Origin of the sequence: Catellatospora sp. NPDC049111 (assembly GCF_040648615.1) — a bacterium.
GTDB classification, from domain to species: Bacteria; Actinomycetota; Actinomycetes; order Mycobacteriales; family Micromonosporaceae; genus Catellatospora; species Catellatospora aurea.
Genome location: NZ_JBEZEB010000016.1, coordinates 135,198 through 153,834, shown reverse-complemented (window position 1 = coordinate 153,834; position 18,637 = coordinate 135,198). Strand labels below are relative to the sequence as shown.

Below are 18,637 nucleotides of genomic sequence, written 5' to 3'. Positions count from 1 at the left end.
CGCGGCCGGGCCGGCCGGGCCGCGGCGGCACGGGTGCTGTTCGGCGACGGCTCGTTCCCCGACACCGAACCCCGGCTCGCCCGCCCGGCGGTCAACCGCTACGCCGCGAGCTGACCGCGGCGACGGTGTTCCGAGCCCGGCCGGCGACTCAGGCGCGTTCGCCCTCCTCGACCTTGAAGGTGCTGAAGCCGCGGCGGTGGTAGTTGGGCAGCGCGGCCGGGTGGTCGGCCGAGGACGTGTGCAGCCACACCCGCCGCACCGCAGGGGTCAGCTCCCACGCCTGCCGGACGGCGAGTGTCAGCGCGTAACCGCCCAGGCCCTGTCCGACGAATTCCGGCACCAGCCCGAACGTGTCGATCTCCACCTCGTCGTCGGGGTGGAGATCGCACGCGAGCAGGCCCGCCGGTTCGCCGTCGTGGGACAGCAGCCAGAAGGCCCGGTCGGCGTGCCGCGCGAACCACTGCTCCCACTCGGGCGCGGTGCGCACCGCGCTTCCCCAGCCGTAGGGTGCGCCGATCCGGGCCTGCAGCTCGACGACCAGCGGCGAGCGCCGGTCGAGCGGTGCCAGCGCCAGGCCGGGCACCGCGGCCGCCGGTCGGAACTGGTCCCGGTCGGTCATGTGCACGTAGGTCACGATCTCTCTCACGGGCCGTGAGCCTACCGCCGGTCGCGGCGGCGTCCGGCCCGCCGCACGACTGTGCCGTTTCCGACAACCGGCGACCGCCGGTTGCCGAGCGCCGTCCCTTATGGTGGGTTGCTTTCCTGGTGCGACACAGGAGGTGGGCGCGATGCGGGTGAGGCTGCTGGGCTCGGTCGAGTTCGTCGTCGGCGGCACGGTGCGGCCGGTTCCCGGGCTGCGCCGCAAGGCCGTGCTGGCGATGCTGGGCCTGCACCCGGGTCAGATCGTCAGCAGTGACCGGCTGATCGACGCGGTATGGGCCGACGACGCGCCCGCCACCGCGCTCAACACCCTGCAGCGTCACGTCTCCTACCTGCGCGAGCTGCTCGGCGCCAAGGACACGATCACGGCCAGGGCGTCGGGATACCAGCTGGACCTCGGCGAGGAGGCCACCGACGTGCTCGTCGCCGAGCGGCTGATCCGCGCGGGCAGGCAGGCCGCCGATCCGCAGCGGACGGCCGCGTGCCTGCGGGAGGCCGTCGCGCTGTGGCGGGGCCGGCCGCTGACCGGGGTCACGACGCTGCGCTGGTTCGCCGAGCAGGCCGACCGCCTCGACCTGCTGGAGCACGAGGCGGTCCGGTCACTGGCCGAGGCCCGGCTCGACCTCGGCGAGCACCGGCAGCTGATCCCCGGACTGGAGCAGCTCGTCGCCGAACGGCCGCTCGACGAAGGGCTGCACCGGCTGCTGCTGACGGCCCTGTACCGGTCGGGCCGGCAGGCCGCCGCGCTGGAGCGGTTCCAGCAGCTCAAACGGCTGCTCGCCGAGGAACTCGGCATCGACCCCAGCCCGGCGCTGCGGGAGCTGGAGACGGCGATCCTGCGCCAGGACCCGGCCCTGGACACCCCCGCTCCGGACGCCTCGGCCCGGATCACCGTCGCGGCCCCGCCGGTGCCGTCCCAGCTGCCGCTGGCCACCAGGGCGTTCGCGCCCCGGGTGCGGGAACTCGCCGGGCTCGACGCGATGCTCGCCGACAGCCGCGCCGCCGGCACGATGCTGATCACGGTGGTGTCCGGCACCGCGGGCGCGGGCAAGACCGCGCTGGCCGTGCACTGGTCCCATCAGGTCCGGCGGCTGTTCCCCGACGGCCAGCTGTACGTCGACCTGCGCGGGTTCGGCGGCGACCGGATGATCGACCCGCCCGCGGTGCTGCGGCGCTTCCTCGACGCGTACGGCGTGCCGGGGCACCGCATCCCGGCCGGGGCCGACGAGCTGGCCGCGCTGTACCGCAGCGTGCTCGCCGACCGGCAGGTGCTGGTCGTGCTCGACAACGCCCGTGACACGGAGCAGGTGCGGCCGCTGCTGCCCGGCTCACCCGGCTGCGCCGTGGTGGTGACCAGCCGCAGCAGGCTCACCGACCTGGTCGCGTTCGAGGGCGCACAGCCTGTCACGCTCGGCCTGCTCACCGACGGCGAAGCCCGTGACCTGCTGGCCCGGCGCATCGGCGCGGACCGGATGGCCGCCGAGACGGTCGCCGTCGACGATGTCATCGCGCTGTGCGCGCGGCTGCCGCTGGCCCTGGCGCTGGCCGCGGCGAGCTGCGTCACCCGGCCCGAGCTGGCAGTCGCGGAGGTGAGCAGGCAGCTGCGCGGGTCCGCGGGGCCGTTCGACGCGCTGCAGAGCGTGTTCTCCTGGTCGTACCGGGCGGTCAGTCCCGCCGCCGCGCGGCTGTTCCGGCTGCTGGGCCTGCACCCGGGGCCGGACTTCACCGCTCCGGTCGCCGCGAGCCTGACCGGCGTCCCGGTTGCGGCGGTCGATCCCCTGATCGCCGAACTGCTCGGGGCGAACCTGCTGCAGGAGGCGGTGCCGGGCCGGTTCGGCTTCCACGACCTGCTGCGCGCGTACGCCGTCGATCGGGCCGCCGCCGACGAGACCGCGACCGGACTGGCCGCCGCCGACCGCCGCCTGCGCGACCACTACCTGCACACCTCGGTCCAGGCGGCGATGCTGCTCACCCCCGCCCGGCAGCCGCTGGCCGGCCTCGCGGAGTCCGGACACGACATCGAGCAGGCGCCGGGTGATCGGGACGCGGCGGTGGCCTGGTTCCACGACGAGCGGCAGGCGCTGCAGGCCATGCTGTGCCGCGCCGCCGACGGCGGCCACGACGAGCACGTGTGGCAGCTCGCCTGGGCGGCGCAGGACTTCCTCGACCGATGGGGCCACTGGGAGGACCAGGTGGCCAACCAGCTCCTGGCGACCGAAGCCGCCGGCCGGCTCGGGCTGTCGGCCGCGCGGGGGCACGCGCACATCAGCGCCTCGACGACGTACGCCCGGCTAGGCGACCTCGACCGGGCTCAGGACCACCTGCAGCAGGCCCTCGACCTGTTCGCTGGGCTCGGCGACTGCGGCGGCCAGGCCAAGGTCCAGTACCAGCTCGGCTGGTTGTGCAACCGGCAGGGGCGGCACGGCCAGGCGGTGCGCCACGCCCGGCAGGCGCTGCGGCTGTACCGGGCGGCCGGGCAGCCGATGATGGCCGCGCGCACCCTCAACTCGCTCGGCTGGGGGTACGCGCTCAGCGGCGACTTCGGCCGGGCCCGTCCCCGCTGCGAGCTGGCCCTGGCCCAGATGCAGCGCCTCGGCGACCACGCCTTCCAGGCCGGCACCTCCGACAGCCTCGGCTACATCCACCACCACCTCGGCAACCACGAGCTGGCCATCGCCCACTACCTGCGCGCCCTGGAGCTGTACCGCGGCCACGACGACCGGTACTACGAGGCGGACACGCTCGACCACCTCGGCGACGCCCACCGGGCGGCGGGCGACCCGGCCGCCGCCCGGACCGCCTGGGCGCAGGCGGTGGACATCCTCGACCGGCTCGGCCACGCCGACGCGGGCCGGATCAGGGTCAAACTGGCCGCCTGACCAGCTTCGGCCGCGGCATCGGCTGCTCGTTGGCGACGCTGATCCCGCAGTCGTCCATATCGTCGTCGCAGAAGACCTCGACGGCGTACAGCTCGATCACGCACAGGTAGGCCCGCACGTCCAGGTGGTACAGGCCGCCGGCGCGACGGCAGCTGTCCTCCAGCGGCGGCAGGTCGCCGACCGGCCGGAACGCGCACACCGTCGACTCCAGGCAGGTGACCTCCCCGTCGGACAGCACGCAGCCGTACGGGTACAGCGCCTTCGGGTCCTCGTAGAACTCGCCGCGCAGCTGCTCGCATACGGCGACCAGGGTCTTGGGGTCGATGCCGCCGGGTGGCGGCTCCTCGCCGGCGGTCGCCGTGCTCGGCGCGACGCAGACGGCGGCGGCGGCCAGCGCGGCGACGGCTGCCAGGCGCAGCATTCTGCTCAGGTGGGCCACGATGGCTCCTTCACGAGGGGACGGGGTGGCAGGATCACCCTGCCACCCCGTCCTGAAACGGCGCTGATGCGCGTCAGCGCCGCGACAGCACCACGCACTCGGCGACCGACCGGCCCGTGCTGATGCACATGGTCAGGCACCACTCGCGGCCCTCGAACAGGTAACCGCCGAAGATCAGCGCCGACCGGAACGGGGCGACCTCGCCGGGCCCGTCGAACGTCCCGTCGGACAGGTCCGTGAACGTCGTGTCGAGCAGGTCCTTGCCGCCCGGCATCGTGCCGAGCACCTTCACCCCGTCGACCTCGCCGCCCGCGACGAGGACCTCGGCCTGCTCGGCGGTCAGCGCGACCTTGCCCGCGTCGACCGCCAGCACCCGCTGCACCTCGCCCAGTGGACGCCCGGCCACCTTCGCCAACTGCTGCAGCATCTCCCGCGGCGCACCCGCTTGATCGGCCACGGTGACGGTCGGCCGGTCCTCGGCCGCGTACGCCGGGGACCCGGCCAGGACCAGCCCGAGTGCCACGGCCGGCAATACGACTCGCATGGTCGTCCTCCTAGAACCGGCAGGTGATGATCGGGATGGTGTTGCTGCCCGGAGGCGGCGGCGGGAACCAGGAGCAGTGGTCGTGGATCCAGTCGCCGATGCCGTCGATGCCGTCCACGACCCAGTCGATGACCGCCGACACCGCGCCCGTGATCGCGTCCCAGATCTCACTGAGCAGGTACACCACCACCGGCTCCCCGCCGCCGGCCCCGTCGACGACGTCCTGCACTGTCGACGCCGGGTCGAGCTTGTCGACCGTGCGCAGCACTTTCGCCCCGGTGGTGTCCTTTCCCGCGAGGATCGCCTCGACTTCTTCCGGCGTGCGCTTGCGGCCGTCGTCGGCGGTCACCACGGCCCGCTGGAATATTGCGGCCTTGCCCCCGCTGATCACTCGGGCGATCTCGGCCATCTCGCCGAACGTCAGATCGCTGCCGCGCTCCGGCCGGTCGAACCGGCGCACCGACACCCGCCCGGACGGGTCCACCTGCAGCGCCGGCGCGGTGATCAGGTCGTCGGCCCCGTACGGCGCCCAGCCGAACTGCCACAGCCCGTCCACGCAGCGGAACTCGCCGACCTGCGCGCCCGCGGGCTCCGTCGACGTGCCGCGGACCTCGCCGCGCTCGTCGACCTGCTCGACGACGCAGTCGCCCTTGCCGTCCGACCTGTCGCCCGCCAGCGCGGGGGCCGCCGCGCCGGCGACCGCCAGCGTGGTGCCCACCGCGAGCGCGGCGACCATCAGCCTTCTCATGATGCCCTCCTGTGTCGTGTCGTACCTGGACACGACGGTGGCGGCGAGCGCTGACGCGGGTCTGACGCGTACCTGAAACGGGGTGCGTGCGGCCCGATTCGAGCGGCCTGGTGTCGGACGATCCGGTTACCATGCCGGGCCATGGGCTACTACGCATCGTGGGTGCTGGCGCGCAGCCCCGGACGGCTGCTCGTCGATCTTCCCGAGGTGCGGACGCTGTTCGGGTCCCGCTGGTCGCGGCTGGATGATCGCGGGGATGGCTGGCACCTGGCGGTCGTCGCCCCTAATCCGCACGAGTGGTCGAAGGTCGGCGGCGGCATCGAGCGCCTGGTGGCAGCGACCGGTGCGCCTGTCCTGGCGGCGTGGGTGTCCGAGTCGTCGTGTGCGCGCCTGGTCGGCGCGACGCCGAGCGGGCTTTCGTGGTCGCGCCACCTGCTGGCATACCAGGGAATGAAGCGCGGTAAGTGCGGCTACGACCATTCTCGGTTCGCGACGCTCCGCCTGCCGGAGGGTGAGCGCCCGGATGCGGCGGACACCCGAACACTGGTAAAGGACCTCCTCGCGTGGTCGGCCGAGGCCGGTTTCACCACGTCGCGGGACGCGATCGCCCATGTGCTCAGGTCGACGGAGCTAGACGGGCACGACCGCATCGACAAACTGGTCGACGCACTCGGTGTGCCGTACGCCGCGGAGGTGCCCATGCTCTTCGAGCATCAGGAGCTCGACTGGTGGACACCGTGGGAGCAGGGCCACCGGGCTGCGTACCGGGCCTGCGGCCGATGGACGACCGGCGACGACGACGCGGATCCGGAACGTCCCTGGGACGCCGACCACCTGGCGTTCGTCGACCTGGTCGCGGCGTCGGTGTTCGGCACCGGCGCGAGCCGCACGGAACTCGTCGAGCACGCGAAGCGGCTGGAGGAGCAGTGGGCCGCGGACATCGCGGCGTCGCGGCCGAGGGTGTGACGTGCTGGTCCCCGCCCGCAGTGCTCCTGGCTACCGCGGAATATCGGTAGGTCCGATCACCGGCCCGCTCACGTCGGCTGAGAGGCACGCGCCGCGGGCCGGGGCACGAACACCGCCATGGCCAGGAACCCGACGGCGGCGACGTCCATGATCGCCGAGAGCGGCGTGAGCGCGTTCTGGGTGATCCGCCACGCCAACGGAACCTCCTCGCCCAGCGAAGCCCAGTCGGTGGCCATGTCGCCGACGAACGAGATGGCCGTCGCCACCAGCACGCCGTTCACCAGCATCACGATGCCCGCAGCGTAGGCGAGGTTGCCGGCGGCCGGGCCGATCTCCGCGCGCTTCCGGTACGCGAAACCGATGATCAAGCCGGAGATCACGGCTGGTAGGTAGTCGGTGAAGAACATCGGTGCTCGCTCCGTCGCGGGGCTGGGTTCGCGACACGGTACTGCATGGAAGTGATCTTCATGGGTGCACGGCGACCTGGTCGGCCGGCGGAACCAGGCCTGTGACCTGGCAGATATTCGTTGTTCGGCTACTCCGGCTGACCTACAGTGACGGTGACCCGCCCTAGGCGCGCCTACCCGGTAAGGGCGCGCCCGCAGTCGGAGAGGGAGGCTGCCCGTTCGAGCCGGGCCGGGACCGTCAACCCTCAAGACCTCGCGAGTGGTCAGCGCAGGCGTTCCACGGTGACCGGGATCAGGCCCTGGCCGCGGGCATCGGCGCGCAGGCGGCCGAGCAGCGTGGTCACGGTGGGGTCCGGGGTGTCCGTGGCGCGGTCGGTGGACAGGTCGACAGCCCAGGCCGTGTCGATGCCGATTCGGCGCAGCGTCCAGGTCACCGTCTGTCCGTCGAGGGTGCGCCGGGTTCGTCCGGCGATGCGGTGGGCGGCGTCGTCGTGGCGGTCGAACGGCTGCATGCGCCACGCGCCGCGCAGCGCTGCGAGCCCGGATTCGGTCAGCTCACCGGCGAGCAGCACCCGGTAGATCCGGCGCTCGCCGGTGGCCTGGGCGGGCACCAGTGGCAGCGGGGCGCTGCCGGGCAGATCGAGCCGGTCCAGGAAGTGCCGGCGCAGTTCCGGCTCCGGGCCCAGGTCTCCGCCGCCGAGCCCTCGGTATGCCGCGTGCGCACCGGCCCGGTCGACGGGGATGACCCTAGCCTGCAAGCGGGCGTCGCCGCGCAGACCACGACTGAACGCCGCGGCGCTCCACCAGGTCCCGCCAACGGTCCATCCCGCACTGTCCAGCGCGGACGCTGTGCCGTCCGGCCGCAGCACGAACTCCTCCACGACGATGCCCTCTGGCGGCAGCGACCGTTCGCGAGCCCGGATGTTGGCGAAGACGAGGTAGTAGTCGAGCTGCTCGGCGACGTCGACGGCGGGTTGTCCAGCGCGGCTCACACTCTCGATGGTGCCGCCGTGGCCCGCCCGACGACGCCCGGACACGCCGCGCCCGATGTGTCGTATATCGACGCTTGACGCACGACCCGCCACCGTCCCAAGGAAAGGAAGGGCACCTTCACAACGCTTAGCGTTGTAGAAGGTGCCCTTCCTTCGCTTCAGCAGCGGGTGATGCTGGAGTTGTTGAGGGTGATGCCGCTGATGGTCAGGTTGTCGGCGCAGGGGTTCTCGACGATCCGGTTGTTGACCAGGGTGAAGTTGCGCAGGGTGAGGTCGCGGTTGCCGGCGAACTCGGTGCGTTCGGCCAGCCGGACCTCACCGCCGCCGCTGATGGTGCCGCCGTTGGCGGCGATGTTCACGTTGTAGCAGTTCTCGATCAGGATCGCGTTGTTGCCGGTGTTGGCGATGTCGACGCGGTCGATGGCCGCGCCGCCGCTCTCGGAGACGCAGAAGATGCCGCGGCCGCCGCCCCGGGCCCGGACGGTGCCGACCCGGATGTTGGTGGTGTACGCCGAGCCGATGCGGCCGTTGCGGTTGGCCATGCGGAAGGCGGCGTATCCGGTGCCGGTCCCCGCGTTCTCGGCGTCGACGGTGCCGACGGTGGCGTTGATCGTCTGGTTGAGCAGCAGGCCGGACTCGCCGACGTTGCGGGCGGTGACGGTGCCGACGGTGAGGCCGTCGACGCCGTACGTCTCCACCGCGTGTGAGCTCGCGCCGGAGACGTACACGTTGTCGATGCGCACGTTGCGGGTCCACTGGCTGGTGTCGCCGCGGTTGTCGATGCGGACGCCGAGACCGGCGGACAGCCGCATGTCGAGCTGCCCGAGGACGACGTCGGTGACGTTGCGCATGAAGACGCCGTACAGCGGGGTGCCGGTCAGGTTCAGGTGCTGGACTTCGACCTGGGTGGTGCCGCGGGAGTAGATGGGCGCCTGGTCGCCGCTGCCCGTGCCGGTGACGTTGATGGTGCCGCAGACGTCGATCGTGGTGTAGCTCGGGAGCGATATGCGTGCGTTGGCGCTCATGGACCCGGAGCCGCGTACGACGACGCGCTGCTTGGACGTGCGGCCCGAGGTCAGGCTGTTGACCGCCGCCTGCACGGCCGAACGCAGGTCGGAGCCGGTGTAGACGGTGCTCGAACCGTTGCGGGCGGTCCAGGTGGAGCCGCTGAGCACCGCCTCGGCGTGGAAGGAGCCGCTGCCGCAGCCGGTGCCGCCGCCCGAGCCGAGTTTGACGAGCTGCCACTGCTGGTTGTAGCCGTCGAGGTCCTGGTATTGCGAGAGTATGCCGCCGTCGGCGGTGGACCAGCTCCACACTTCGACGGCTTTGCCGCTGTGCCGGTTGACGAACCGCACGTAGCCGCCGCTGGAATCGCTGACGCCGAAGTGCTGGCGGGTGTTGCCGCCGGCGGCGGTGTTCTGGACGAGTTGGATGCCGTCGTTGGCGTTGGGCAGTTCCAGCACCTTGCCGCTGTGCACGGAGCGGATCTGGTAGTAGCCGCTGCCGACGTCGACGAAGCGCCACTGCTGCACGGCGAGATCGTTGCGGGTGAACTGGTTGACCGGCGCGCCGTCGGCGGTGGACCAGTTCCACAGGTCCATCGCCTTGCCGCTGTGCCGGTTGACCAGGACGTAGGTCGCCGATGTGTCGATCGTCGCGGCCTGCGCGGTGCCGCCGGACACCAGCGTGCCGACGGCGACCAGCGCCGCCGTCGCGAGGCCGGCCAGCGGCAGGCGCCATCGGCGGCCGTTGCGGGCGTGTGCCACCTCGGGTCGCATTGTGCCTCCTTCCATCAGAGGGCTGCCCGCGACCGGGGTGATCGGCGGCTCCAGGCGCGGAAAGCGTTTTCCGCAACGGAGGGTACGTCGGAGACTCATAAGTGTCAATGCCGAACTGTCGGACATGGCACATGTCTCTATCGGACACGAACCACGGCCTGCGGCGCGGGCGATCGGGCATGCCGTGCCGGTTGACCTCGCCGAGTAGATCCCTTAAGTTTGTTAATACGATAAACTTAAATGTGTCGCCACGGTGATCCCGCCAGGTCGCTCCGGTCCGGGCCCAGGGCAGCGCCAGCGCGCCGACCGGCCGGACACCCCGTCGGCGACCGACTCACGAAGGGTCACCAAGTCATGCGCAGACGCACCTCCGCCGCCGCGGCGCTCACCGCGGCCGTCCTGGCCGCCGTCGGCACGGGCGTGATCACGGCAATGCCCTCATATGCGGCCACCGGCTGCCGCGTCGCCTACACCGTCGCCAACCAGTGGCCGGGCGGATTCGGCGCCTCCGTCGCCGTCACCAACCTCGGCGACCCGATCAACGGCTGGACCCTCGCCTGGTCCTTCTCGGCCGGCCAGCAGGTGACCCAGTATTGGAGCACCGCGCTCACCCAGAGCGGCTCGGCGGTCAGCGCCCGCAACGTCGACTACAACGGCTCGCTGGCCACCGGCGCGACCACGTCGTTCGGCTTCAACGGCTCGTGGACAGGCAGCAATCCCGTGCCCGCGAGCTTCACCCTCAACGGCGTCGCCTGCACCGGCGGCGTCTCCAACCCCACCCCGACCCGCACGGCCGGGCCAACGCCGTCCCCGTCACGCTCGGTCACGCCGTCGCCGAGCGGCGGCACGCCCGGCGTGCCGTCCGACGCCGTATGGTCGGCGTCAGGCCAGTGGGACACCTGGAACAACAACGGGTTCACCGTCTACAACAACATCTGGGGCTCCGGGGCGGGGTCGCAGACCGTGTGGGCGCGTTCGGGTACCAACTGGGGCGTGATCGCCAACCACCCGATGACCTCCGGCGTGAAGTCCTATCCGCACACCGTCAAGGGCTCGGTCAACCGCACCGTCAGCTCGCTCGCCTCGCTGACCAGCTCGTTCAACGTCAGCGTGCCTAGCAGCGGCGACTACTCCACCACCTATGACATCTGGGCCAACAACTGGGCGTACGAGGTCATGCTGTGGATGAACTGGAACGGCAACGTCGGGCCGATCGCCGAGCAGTACGACGCCAACGGCGCCGTGCCCGCGTTCCGCAACGTCAGTCTCGGCGGGCACACCTGGAACATCTACCGGGGCTCGAACGGGGCGAACGCGGTGTTCTCGTTCCTGCGTACCAGCAAGACCAACTCGGGCACGGTCGACATCCGCGCCATCATGAACTGGCTACGGACCCAGGGCTGGTGGGGTGACGTGACCGTGGGGGAGGCCCAGTTCGGCTTCGAGATCAGCGGAACCAGCGGCTCGGCCGCCTTCACGGACAACAGCTTCTCCATCGCCTGGAGTTGACCGACGTCAAGCCGACCGTGCTCAACGGTGTCCGCCCAGTTCCCCGGGCGGACACCGTCCGTGCCCGCGAATCGAAGATGTTCCTACCGTCCTGTCGGTTGGCTGGGTCAACGGACCAGTAGATGGGCGAGATCGGCGGCAAGTTCGTAGGTACCCGCGGCGATGAAGGTTCTTCGAATGCCCATCGCCGCGGCGATGTCATCCAGGTGAGAAAGACGGTAGTCCAGCGGAAGCACGATGCCGTCGAGGTCGGTGACGACGCCGCCGGCAGCGTGAAGAACGTAGTGGCCTGGGGCCAGATCCCAGATCGCGAACCCCTTCGCGAATTCGATCATGGCGTCAGTGAAGCCCGCCGCGACGTGGCAAAGGCCTACTGATCCGAAGTCCACGCCTATCCTGCCTTTGGGCTTGCCTGCGGTATTGGGCTGAGAGAGCGCCTCCAGAAAGCGGTGCTGCCGGGCAAGCGGCGTGAGCCGCTCGGCGGGCTTCATCAGAAAGTTCGTCACGATCGAGTCGGTCAGCGCGCGAGTGCGGCGGTTGCCGAGTCGATGCACGTCGCCGGTGGACGTGATCAGGAACGCGTGATCCTCGGTTCCGTCGTATGCGGCGATGTAGAGCCGGACGTGGTGGAAGATGTCGCCGACCACCGCCGCGACGGGGCGGCCCATCGACCGCGAGTAGGCCATGACATGCGTGTAGCCGTGAAGCCCTCGAACGGCGAGTTCGCTGGTGTCGAGTGGGTCTACGAGGAGGCAGAGGTCGGGGTCGGGGTCTGCGCCGACGATCTGCGGCTCAGCTTCCTCCGACGCGTACACGAACCCGCGAAGGCGCTGCTGCAACAGCGTCCGATAGCGTTCGTGCATCCACAGGTCATGTTCGGACAGGAAGTTGTCGGTGTGCCGGGCGTTTTCGCTCTCGCCGGCATCCCCGGTCAGCGCGGCCTGCATGAGCTTCGGCCTGATGTCGGTCATGGCCTGGGTCACTGCCTCGGCTAGCTGGCGACCGAGTTCGGGGATGTTCTTGTATCCGGTCAAGGTGTCCGGGTCTCCCACGCGCGGATGAGGTCGCCGACGCGGCGCAGGGCGGTGCGGACCCGCTGGGTCCAGTCGTCGTCGCCGAGCAGGATCATCGCCTCGCCGCCCAGGAACGACGTTCCCACCAGGACCGCGATGTCGGCGGCGGTGAAGGGGCCGAGTGAGCCGAATCGCGCTTCGGCCTCGCCGGCGACATCTTCGAGCAGGGTCATCCAGCCCTGGAGCATGGCGAGCACCCGCTGCGCGACCAGAGCGTCGGACCAGCCCGCGGCGATCATCTCCTGCAGCACACGCACATAGCCGGAGGCAAGGTCGTCGTCGAGGAAGTCGCACGCCTGGTCGTAGCGCCGCCACAGCGGTTCGGACGCGGCGTACATCTGGCGCTGCCGGTCGACGAGCCGCGCGTTCTCGTGGTCGAGCAAGGCGAGGACCATGCCCTGCTTGCCGCCGAAGTGGTAGTGGATCTGGCTGAGCGGGACGCCGGCCTGGTCGGCCACCTTGCGGGTGGACAGTTTGGCGTACCCCTCGGACAGCAGGCACGATCGGGCGGCTTCCATGATCTTCGTCGATGCCGTGGTCAATCGATACCCCTTGTTCGGTCGGTCGACCGAATGTTAACGTACCGCAGATTCGGTCGATCGACCGAACGAAGAGGAGGATCCCATGATCCGGCGGACTCTGGCGGTCGGCTACGGTGTGCTCGCCTACGCCGCGTTCCTGGCGGCGATCGTCTACACCATCGGTTTTCTGGCCAACGCCGTGGTGCCCAAGGGCGTCGACGACGGTGTGACCAGCCCGGCGTGGCTAGCCGTGGCGGTCGACGCCGGCCTGCTCGGCATCTTCGCGGTTCAGCACAGCGTCATGGCCCGGCCGTGGTTCAAGCGGTGGTGGACCCGCTTCGTGCCGGCGGCCGTCGAACGCAGCACGTTCGTGCTGCTGTCCAGCCTCGCCGTCGGCCTGCTGCTGTGGCAGTGGCGGCCGCTGACCGCGGACGTCTGGTCGGTCGAGGCGGCCTGGCTGCGGGTGCTGCTGTGGACGGTGTGCGGGCTGGGCTGGGGCGTGCTCGTGCTGAGCACCTTCCTCATCGGCCACTTCGACCTGTTCGGGCTGCGGCAGGTGCTCGCCCGTGCCCGCGACGCCGACTACGCCGAGCCGGGGTTCCGGCAGCCGCTGCTCTACCGCGTCGTCCGGCACCCGATCATGGTCGGCTTCATCATCGCGTTCTGGGCCACGCCCGACATGAGCGTCGGGCACCTGCTGTTCGCCGGGGCCGCCACCGGATACATTCTGATCGCCGTACGGTTCGAGGAGCACGACCTGCGCAAGAGCCTGGGGGAGCCCTACGAGCGCTACGCCCGGCAGGTGCCCCGCTTCATCCCCCGGGCGCGGGCGGTGCCGGAGCAGGTGGAGGCCTGACGATGCGGGCACGGGAGGCGGACGCGGAGGGATTCGTCGAACACGGCGGTGTGCGGATCCATTACGAGGTGTACGGCGACGGCGAGCCGACCATCCTGCTCATGCCGACCTGGACCGTCATCGACAAGCGGTTCTGGAAGGCACAGGTCCCTTACCTGGCCCGGCACCACCGCGTGGTGGTCTACGACGGGCCCGGCAACGGCCGTTCCGACCGCCCACTCGACCCGGCCGCCTACGGGCAGCAGAACCAGGTGGCGTACGCGCTGAAGGTCCTCGACGCCACCGGGACGCACCGGGCGGTCCCGGTGGCGCTGTCCATGGCCGCGAACTGGGCACTGGAACTCGCGGCGGATCATCCGGACCGGGTCCACGGGACCGTCCTGATCGGCCCGACCGTGCCCGTCGCGAGCCCGCCGGACTCGGCCCGCTCCGCCTACAACCGCGTCGACGGCCCCGCTCCCGCACTCGCCCCGTCACAGGTGCCGGTGCTCGGCGCCGACCCACCCGAACACTGGCTGAAGTACAACCGCGAGTACTGGACGGAGAACCTCGACGACTTCCTGTGGTTCTTCATGGGACAGTGCTTCAGCGAGCCGCACTCCACCAAGCAGATCGAGGACGCGGTCGGCTGGGGCCGGCAGACCTCGGGGGAGGTGCTGGTCGCCAAGAGCCACGCCCCGTGGCCGGACAACCCGACCCTGACCGGCTGGTGCGAACGCGTCAAGAGCCCGGTCCTGCTGATCCACGGCGACGACGACCGGATCAGCCACGTCCACCGCAGCCGGGTCCTCGCCGACCTGACCGGCGGCGACCTGGTAATCCTCGAAGGCGCGGGGCACATCCCGCTCGCCCGCGACCCGGTGAAGGTCAACCTGCTCGTGCACGAGTTCGCCGAGCGCTTCCGCCCGCCCGCCCCGCGGCGGCGGACCTGGTCGCGGTTCGGTCACCGGCGCAGACGGGTGCTTTACCTGTGTTCGCCGATCGGCCTGGGCCACGCCCGCCGCGACGCGGCCATCGCCGCGGAGCTGCGGCTGCGCCATCCGGAGGTGCAGATCGACTGGCTGGCGCAGCATCCGGTGACGCGGGTGCTCGAACAGGCCGGGGAGCGGCTGCACCCGGCGAGCCGGTGGCTGGCCAACGAGTCCGCGCACATCGAAGGCGAGGCGGGCGAGCACGACCTGCACTGCTTCGAGGCGCTGCGGAGCATGGACGAGGTGCTGCTGGCCAACTTCATGGTGTTCCACGACGTGGTGCGGGAAACCGCCTACGACCTGGTGGTCGGGGACGAGGCGTGGGACGTCGACCATTTCCTGCACGAGAACCCGGAACTCAAGCGGTTCGCGTACGCGTGGTTCACCGACTTCGTCGGCTTTCTGCCGATGCCCGACGGCGGGCCGCGGGAGGCGCTGGTCACGGCCGACTACAACGCCGAGATGATCGAGCACATCGCCCGGTATCCGCGGATCAGGGACCGGGCGATCTTCGTCGGCAACCCCGACGACGTGGTGGACGAGCGGTTCGGTCCGGATCTGCCGATGATCCGGGAGTGGACCCGGGAGCACTACGACTTCGCCGGATACGTCACCGGGTTCGATCCCGGCACGGTCGCCGACCGGGCGGCGCTGCGCGCCGACCTCGGGTACCGGCCGGACGAGCGGGTGTGCGTGGTGACCGTGGGCGGTTCCGGGGTCGGCCACCACCTGCTGCGCAGGGTCGTCGACTCGTACGACACGGCCGCCAGGCTCGTGCCGGGGCTGCGGATGCTGGTCGTGACCGGTCCGCGCATCGACCCTGCCTCGATCACCGGGCGGCCGGGTCTGGACGTGCGCGCCTACGTGCCGGACCTGCACCGGCACCTGGCCGCGAGCGACCTGGCGGTGGTGCAGGGTGGTCTGACCACGTGCATGGAGATGACCGCCGCCCGGCGTCCGTTCATCTACATCCCGCTGCGCCACCACTTCGAACAGAACTTCCACGTGGCGCACCGGCTCGACCGGTACGGCGCCGGGCGCCGGCTCGACTACGAGGACCTGACGTCCGACGTGCTCGCGCGGGCCATCGCGGACGAGATCGGGCGGGAGGTCGCCTACCGGCCGGTCGAGAGCGACGGCGCGGCACGGGCCGCGGCGATGCTGGCCGAGCTGCTCTGACGAGTGTGCCTGGAGCTAGTCCAGCGGGCCGTCGCCTTGGCCGTCGGGATCGTCCACGATGTGCATCGCGGCCTCCTCGGCGCTCGCGCCGCCGCCGTCGATGCCCACGTCCCACGCGATCGAGTCGGGCTGGTCGTCCTCGCCGAAGCCCTGGTCGTCGGCGACCAGGCGGCCGGCTCGCGGTTCACGGTCGTAGCCGCGCCGGATCAGGTCGTCCTCGTCCTCGTCGACCGGGTCCGCGTACGGGTCGATGTCCGGTTCCTCCTCGGCGAGGTGCTGGTCGAGGGACTCCCCGGCCAGTGCCTCGGCCGGCGTCGTGCCGAAGCGGTTGGCCCCGGACCAGCGATCGGTGGCGACCACGCCCGTGTCGAGAGGGTCGGTGACCGGATCGCCGTCGAGTGTGTCGGAGGCGTCGAGCACGCCCTCGTCCTCGATCTCGTCCCACTGGCCGACGCCGTCGATGCTGTCGCCCTGCCCGCCGTCCTGGCTCATGGCTCCTCCCGGTCCGACCTGGTATCGCCGGTAAAAGGTGAGTATATCTCGCCAGGTCCGGTTCTGCCTCGCTGACAGCTTCGGTCCCGGCCGAGCCCTCTGTCTCACACGGGCGTGCCGTGGCCGGGCTGGCCATGCACCGGCCCGGCCACGGGCAGTCAGCCGATGCGGCGGGAGCGGCGCAGCGCCAGTCCGCCGAGGACGGTGGCGATCAGGCCCACGATCAGGGCGACGTACGCTCCGCCGCGGCCGTTGCCGGTGCCGATGCCGCTGTCGGAGGTCGCCACGACCAGCGCGCCGAGGGCGAGGCCGAGCAGTCCTGCGGCAAGGGCGATGCTCGCGCCGAGCCGGCCGTTGCCGGTGCCGAACCGGCCGGTGGGGCGGGCCAGCGCCAGCCAGCCGATGACCACGCCGGCCAGCCCGATGAGGGCTCCCGCGCTCGCGCCGAACCGACCGGCGCTCATCGTGTAGACGGTGGCGGCCGGCTGGGCAGCGGCGGCCGGTGCGGCGAACCCGAACCCGCCGAGCACGGTGGCTGCGGCGATGGCAGATCGCACTGCGGTGCGGGCTGCTGGTGTGCTCATGTTCCGCTCCTGTTTGGTACGTCTCGTCGCCGAGAGGGGATGTCACCTCAGCATGTCGTCGGGCGATCCGCCGGACGTCCCACAGCCGCAGGCAATTCACGCTGCCGCCGCCGACGCAGGCGGCTGCCGCGGTCGCCGCAGAGCGCGCACGAGTACCGCGGCTGCGGTATGCCGCCGCTCGTTCGGGCGCAGGAGTCGGTCCACGCCCCGATCCGGTTAGTGTTCGACGATGAGCAGGGGACGTCTGCGTGCTGCCGGGGTGACGGATGCGGCGATCGCCGCCGGTGTGGCGGCGACGCTGCTGATCGCCGGGCTGTCCGGAGAGCGTCCCGCCACGGATGCCGGACTGCTCGGGTACGCGCTGCTGGTCGCCGGCGGCCTGGCGCTGGTCGCGCGCCGCCGGGCCCCGGTCGCGGTGCTGGTGGTCACCGGCCTGTGCGCCGTGGGCCATCAGGCGCTCGGCTTCGACGTGCCGGCGGTCGCGTTCCTGTTCGCGGTGTACGCCGCTGTGCGCGCCGGCCACCGGGCCGTCACTGTCGCGGCGGCGGTGACGATGCTCGTCGCGCTGCCGCTGGCGGTCGTCGTGCTGTCACCGGACATGTCCGTGGGGCAGGCGCTTGCCCGGTCCCGGGGCGCGCTCGAAATAGCGTGGCTGGTGGCGGCCGGTGCCGCCGGGGAGGCGCTGCGGCAGGCCGAGCGGCGGGCCGAGGAGGCCGAACGCACCCGCGAGGAGACGGCGCGGCGGCGAGCCGACGAGGAGCGGCTGCATCTCGCGCGCGAGCTGCACGATTCGCTCACCCACCAGATCTCTGTGATCAAGGTGCAGGCCGGGGTGGCGGTGCACCTGGCCCGCAAGCGGGGCGAGCAGGTGCCCGAAGCCCTGCTGGCGATCGAGCAGGCCGGTCGCGAGGCGTCCCGGGAGCTGCGGGCGACCCTGCAGGCGCTGCGCGACGACGGCAGTACGCCGCCGCGCGGGCTCGACGACGTCCCGGAACTGGTGGCCCGTGTCCGCGCGACCGGCCTGGACGCGACGTTGACGATCGCGGGCGGTCGCCGCGACGTGCCGGCGGCGGTGGACCGGACCGCGTACCGGATCGTGCAGGAGTCGCTGACCAACGTCGCCCGCCATGCCGCCGCGATGACGGCGTCGGTGCGGATCGACTATCGCCCGGACGCCCTGGCGATCCGGGTCGACGACGACGGCGCGGCGGTGCCGGGCGGGGCCGCGATCGCCGGGGTCGGGCTGCTCGGGATGCGCGAGCGAGTCACGGCGCTCGGCGGCCGGTTGCGCGCCGAGCCGCGCGGCGGGGGCGGCTTCACCGTCGAGGCCGAGCTGCCCGTGGAGCAGGCGTCGTGATCCGGGTCGTGCTGGTCGACGACCAGCCGCTGATCCGCAGCGGGTTTCGGGCGCTGCTGGACGCCGAGGATGACGTCGAGGTGGTGGCGGAGGCCGGCAACGGCGAGGACGGCCTGACCGCGGTCCGGGCGCACCTGCCCGACGTGGTGCTGATCGACGTGCAGATGCCGGTCGTCGACGGGATCGAGGCGACCAGGCGCATCGCGGCCGACCCGGCGCTTTCGGCGGTGCACGTGGTGATCCTCACCAACTACGGCCTGGACGAGTACGTCTTCCACGCGCTGCGGGCCGGTGCGGCGGGGTTCCTGGTCAAGGACATCGAGCCGGAGGACTTCCTGCACGCCGTGCGCGTCGCGGCACGCGGTGACGCCCTGCTCGCACCGTCGATCACCCGCAGGCTCATCGACCGGTACGTCACCGAGCCGCCGCCCCGGGCCGCCGGCGCCGACCTGAAGTGGCTGACCAATCGCGAGCGGGAGGCCGTCACGCTGGTGGCGCGCGGGCTGTCCAACGAGCAGCTCGCCGAGCGGATGGTGATCAGCCCGATGACCGCGAAGACCCACGTCAACCGGGCCATGGCCAAACTCCACGCCCGCGACCGCGCCCAGCTGGTGGTGTTCGCGTACGAGTCCGGGCTGGTGGCTCCGCGCGACCGCTGACCTGTCGTCCGGGCCCGTCGGGT

18 protein-coding genes are annotated in these 18,637 nt (G+C 71.4%); 7 read left to right on the top strand and 11 right to left on the bottom strand.

Annotation, left to right across the window (positions count from 1 at the left end):
* Positions 1–148: 148 nt before the first annotated feature.
* The gene (locus tag AB0B66_RS22880; RefSeq protein WP_360533236.1) at positions 149–646 is read right to left on the bottom strand and encodes a GNAT family N-acetyltransferase; all 498 of its coding nucleotides are present in this window, start codon (positions 644–646) and stop codon (positions 149–151) included.
* Positions 647–788: 142 nt separating this feature from the next.
* On the opposite strand from AB0B66_RS22880, the gene AB0B66_RS22875 reads away from it, so the two are divergent.
* Positions 789–3,539, top strand: coding sequence for a BTAD domain-containing putative transcriptional regulator (locus tag AB0B66_RS22875; RefSeq protein ID WP_360533233.1), 2,751 nt, complete (start codon positions 789–791; stop codon positions 3,537–3,539).
* Here AB0B66_RS22875 and AB0B66_RS22870 read toward each other — a convergent pair.
* The 3 genes from AB0B66_RS22870 to AB0B66_RS22860 form a co-directional block, all read right to left on the bottom strand.
* Positions 3,523–3,978 carry a hypothetical protein gene (locus AB0B66_RS22870; RefSeq protein ID WP_360533230.1) on the bottom strand — a complete coding sequence of 152 codons (456 nt, stop codon included), beginning with the start codon at positions 3,976–3,978 and terminating at the stop codon, positions 3,523–3,525. The genes AB0B66_RS22875 and AB0B66_RS22870 overlap by 17 nt on opposite strands.
* Before the next feature lie 73 nt (positions 3,979–4,051).
* On the bottom strand, positions 4,052–4,522 hold the full coding sequence (locus tag AB0B66_RS22865) for a hypothetical protein (protein WP_360533227.1): 471 nt from the start codon (positions 4,520–4,522) through the stop codon (positions 4,052–4,054).
* 10 nt (positions 4,523–4,532) lie between these two features.
* Complete coding sequence (locus AB0B66_RS22860) at positions 4,533–5,270, bottom strand: hypothetical protein (protein WP_360533224.1); 738 nt, start codon at positions 5,268–5,270, stop codon at positions 4,533–4,535.
* 141 nt (positions 5,271–5,411) lie between these two features.
* Here AB0B66_RS22860 and AB0B66_RS22855 point away from each other — a divergent pair, with 141 nt between their 5' ends.
* The gene (locus AB0B66_RS22855; RefSeq protein WP_360533221.1) at positions 5,412–6,236 is read left to right on the top strand and encodes a hypothetical protein; all 825 of its coding nucleotides are present in this window, start codon (positions 5,412–5,414) and stop codon (positions 6,234–6,236) included.
* A gap of 68 nt (positions 6,237–6,304) precedes the next feature.
* On the opposite strand, the gene AB0B66_RS22850 is transcribed toward AB0B66_RS22855, so the two are convergent.
* The 3 genes from AB0B66_RS22850 to AB0B66_RS22840 form a co-directional block, all read right to left on the bottom strand.
* Positions 6,305–6,643 (bottom strand): hypothetical protein, encoded by a 339-nt coding sequence (locus tag AB0B66_RS22850; RefSeq protein ID WP_360533218.1) that lies wholly within the window; start codon positions 6,641–6,643, stop codon positions 6,305–6,307.
* 263 nt (positions 6,644–6,906) lie between these two features.
* Positions 6,907–7,635, bottom strand: a complete 729-nt coding sequence (locus AB0B66_RS22845) for a hypothetical protein (protein ID WP_360533215.1) — start codon at positions 7,633–7,635, stop codon at positions 6,907–6,909.
* A gap of 158 nt (positions 7,636–7,793) precedes the next feature.
* On the bottom strand, positions 7,794–9,413 hold the full coding sequence (locus AB0B66_RS22840; protein ID WP_360533212.1) for an RICIN domain-containing protein: 1,620 nt from the start codon (positions 9,411–9,413) through the stop codon (positions 7,794–7,796).
* A gap of 354 nt (positions 9,414–9,767) precedes the next feature.
* Between AB0B66_RS22840 and AB0B66_RS22835 the strand changes: the two genes are divergently transcribed.
* On the top strand, positions 9,768–10,922 hold the full coding sequence (locus tag AB0B66_RS22835) for a cellulose binding domain-containing protein (protein ID WP_360533209.1): 1,155 nt from the start codon (positions 9,768–9,770) through the stop codon (positions 10,920–10,922).
* Positions 10,923–11,029: 107 nt separating this feature from the next.
* Here AB0B66_RS22835 and AB0B66_RS22830 read toward each other — a convergent pair whose 3' ends face one another.
* Complete coding sequence (locus AB0B66_RS22830; RefSeq protein ID WP_360533206.1) at positions 11,030–11,974, bottom strand: inositol monophosphatase family protein; 945 nt, start codon at positions 11,972–11,974, stop codon at positions 11,030–11,032.
* Positions 11,953–12,537 carry a TetR/AcrR family transcriptional regulator gene (locus AB0B66_RS22825; RefSeq protein ID WP_360533203.1) on the bottom strand — a complete coding sequence of 195 codons (585 nt, stop codon included), beginning with the start codon at positions 12,535–12,537 and terminating at the stop codon, positions 11,953–11,955. The genes AB0B66_RS22830 and AB0B66_RS22825 overlap by 22 nt, the downstream gene beginning before the upstream one ends.
* Positions 12,538–12,619: 82 nt before the next feature.
* Between AB0B66_RS22825 and mddA the strand changes: the two genes are divergently transcribed.
* Positions 12,620–13,372 (top strand): methanethiol S-methyltransferase, encoded by a 753-nt coding sequence (mddA, locus tag AB0B66_RS22820; protein ID WP_360533200.1) that lies wholly within the window; start codon positions 12,620–12,622, stop codon positions 13,370–13,372.
* A 2-nt stretch (positions 13,373–13,374) separates the two neighbouring features.
* Positions 13,375–15,522 (top strand): alpha/beta fold hydrolase, encoded by a 2,148-nt coding sequence (locus AB0B66_RS22815; RefSeq protein ID WP_360533197.1) that lies wholly within the window; start codon positions 13,375–13,377, stop codon positions 15,520–15,522.
* Positions 15,523–15,537: 15 nt separating this feature from the next.
* Here the strand turns inward: AB0B66_RS22815 and AB0B66_RS22810 are convergent, their stop codons facing one another.
* Both AB0B66_RS22810 and AB0B66_RS22805 read right to left on the bottom strand, forming a co-directional pair.
* Positions 15,538–16,014 carry a DUF5709 domain-containing protein gene (locus AB0B66_RS22810; protein WP_360533194.1) on the bottom strand — a complete coding sequence of 159 codons (477 nt, stop codon included), beginning with the start codon at positions 16,012–16,014 and terminating at the stop codon, positions 15,538–15,540.
* Between the two features lie 158 nt (positions 16,015–16,172).
* Positions 16,173–16,598: a DUF6223 family protein gene (locus tag AB0B66_RS22805; RefSeq protein WP_360533191.1), complete on the bottom strand. Its 426-nt coding sequence runs from the start codon at positions 16,596–16,598 to the stop codon at positions 16,173–16,175.
* Between the two features lie 229 nt (positions 16,599–16,827).
* Between AB0B66_RS22805 and AB0B66_RS22800 the strand changes: the two genes are divergently transcribed.
* Positions 16,828–17,955 carry a histidine kinase gene (locus tag AB0B66_RS22800; RefSeq protein ID WP_360533188.1) on the top strand — a complete coding sequence of 376 codons (1,128 nt, stop codon included), beginning with the start codon at positions 16,828–16,830 and terminating at the stop codon, positions 17,953–17,955.
* Positions 17,952–18,614 (top strand): response regulator transcription factor, encoded by a 663-nt coding sequence (locus AB0B66_RS22795; protein ID WP_360533185.1) that lies wholly within the window; start codon positions 17,952–17,954, stop codon positions 18,612–18,614. The genes AB0B66_RS22800 and AB0B66_RS22795 overlap by 4 nt, the downstream gene beginning before the upstream one ends.
* The last annotated feature ends 23 nt before the right edge of the window (positions 18,615–18,637 follow it).

What these genes read in the sequence shown, in the direction of transcription:
- AB0B66_RS22855 (WP_360533221.1), top strand. Translation starts at nt 5,412, where the DNA reads ATGGGCTACTACGCATCGTGGGTGCTGGCGCGCAGCCCCGGACGGCTG.
- AB0B66_RS22800 (WP_360533188.1), top strand. Translation starts at nt 16,828, where the DNA reads ATGAGCAGGGGACGTCTGCGTGCTGCCGGGGTGACGGATGCGGCGATC.
- mddA (WP_360533200.1), top strand. Translation starts at nt 12,620, where the DNA reads ATGATCCGGCGGACTCTGGCGGTCGGCTACGGTGTGCTCGCCTACGCC.
- AB0B66_RS22815 (WP_360533197.1), top strand. Translation starts at nt 13,375, where the DNA reads ATGCGGGCACGGGAGGCGGACGCGGAGGGATTCGTCGAACACGGCGGT.
- AB0B66_RS22835 (WP_360533209.1), top strand. Translation starts at nt 9,768, where the DNA reads ATGCGCAGACGCACCTCCGCCGCCGCGGCGCTCACCGCGGCCGTCCTG.
- AB0B66_RS22860 (WP_360533224.1), bottom strand. Translation starts at nt 5,270, where the DNA reads ATGAGAAGGCTGATGGTCGCCGCGCTCGCGGTGGGCACCACGCTGGCG.
- AB0B66_RS22840 (WP_360533212.1), bottom strand. Translation starts at nt 9,413, where the DNA reads ATGCGACCCGAGGTGGCACACGCCCGCAACGGCCGCCGATGGCGCCTG.
- AB0B66_RS22865 (WP_360533227.1), bottom strand. Translation starts at nt 4,522, where the DNA reads ATGCGAGTCGTATTGCCGGCCGTGGCACTCGGGCTGGTCCTGGCCGGG.
- AB0B66_RS22805 (WP_360533191.1), bottom strand. Translation starts at nt 16,598, where the DNA reads ATGAGCACACCAGCAGCCCGCACCGCAGTGCGATCTGCCATCGCCGCA.
- AB0B66_RS22850 (WP_360533218.1), bottom strand. Translation starts at nt 6,643, where the DNA reads ATGTTCTTCACCGACTACCTACCAGCCGTGATCTCCGGCTTGATCATC.
- AB0B66_RS22875 (WP_360533233.1), top strand. Translation starts at nt 789, where the DNA reads ATGCGGGTGAGGCTGCTGGGCTCGGTCGAGTTCGTCGTCGGCGGCACG.
- AB0B66_RS22810 (WP_360533194.1), bottom strand. Translation starts at nt 16,014, where the DNA reads ATGAGCCAGGACGGCGGGCAGGGCGACAGCATCGACGGCGTCGGCCAG.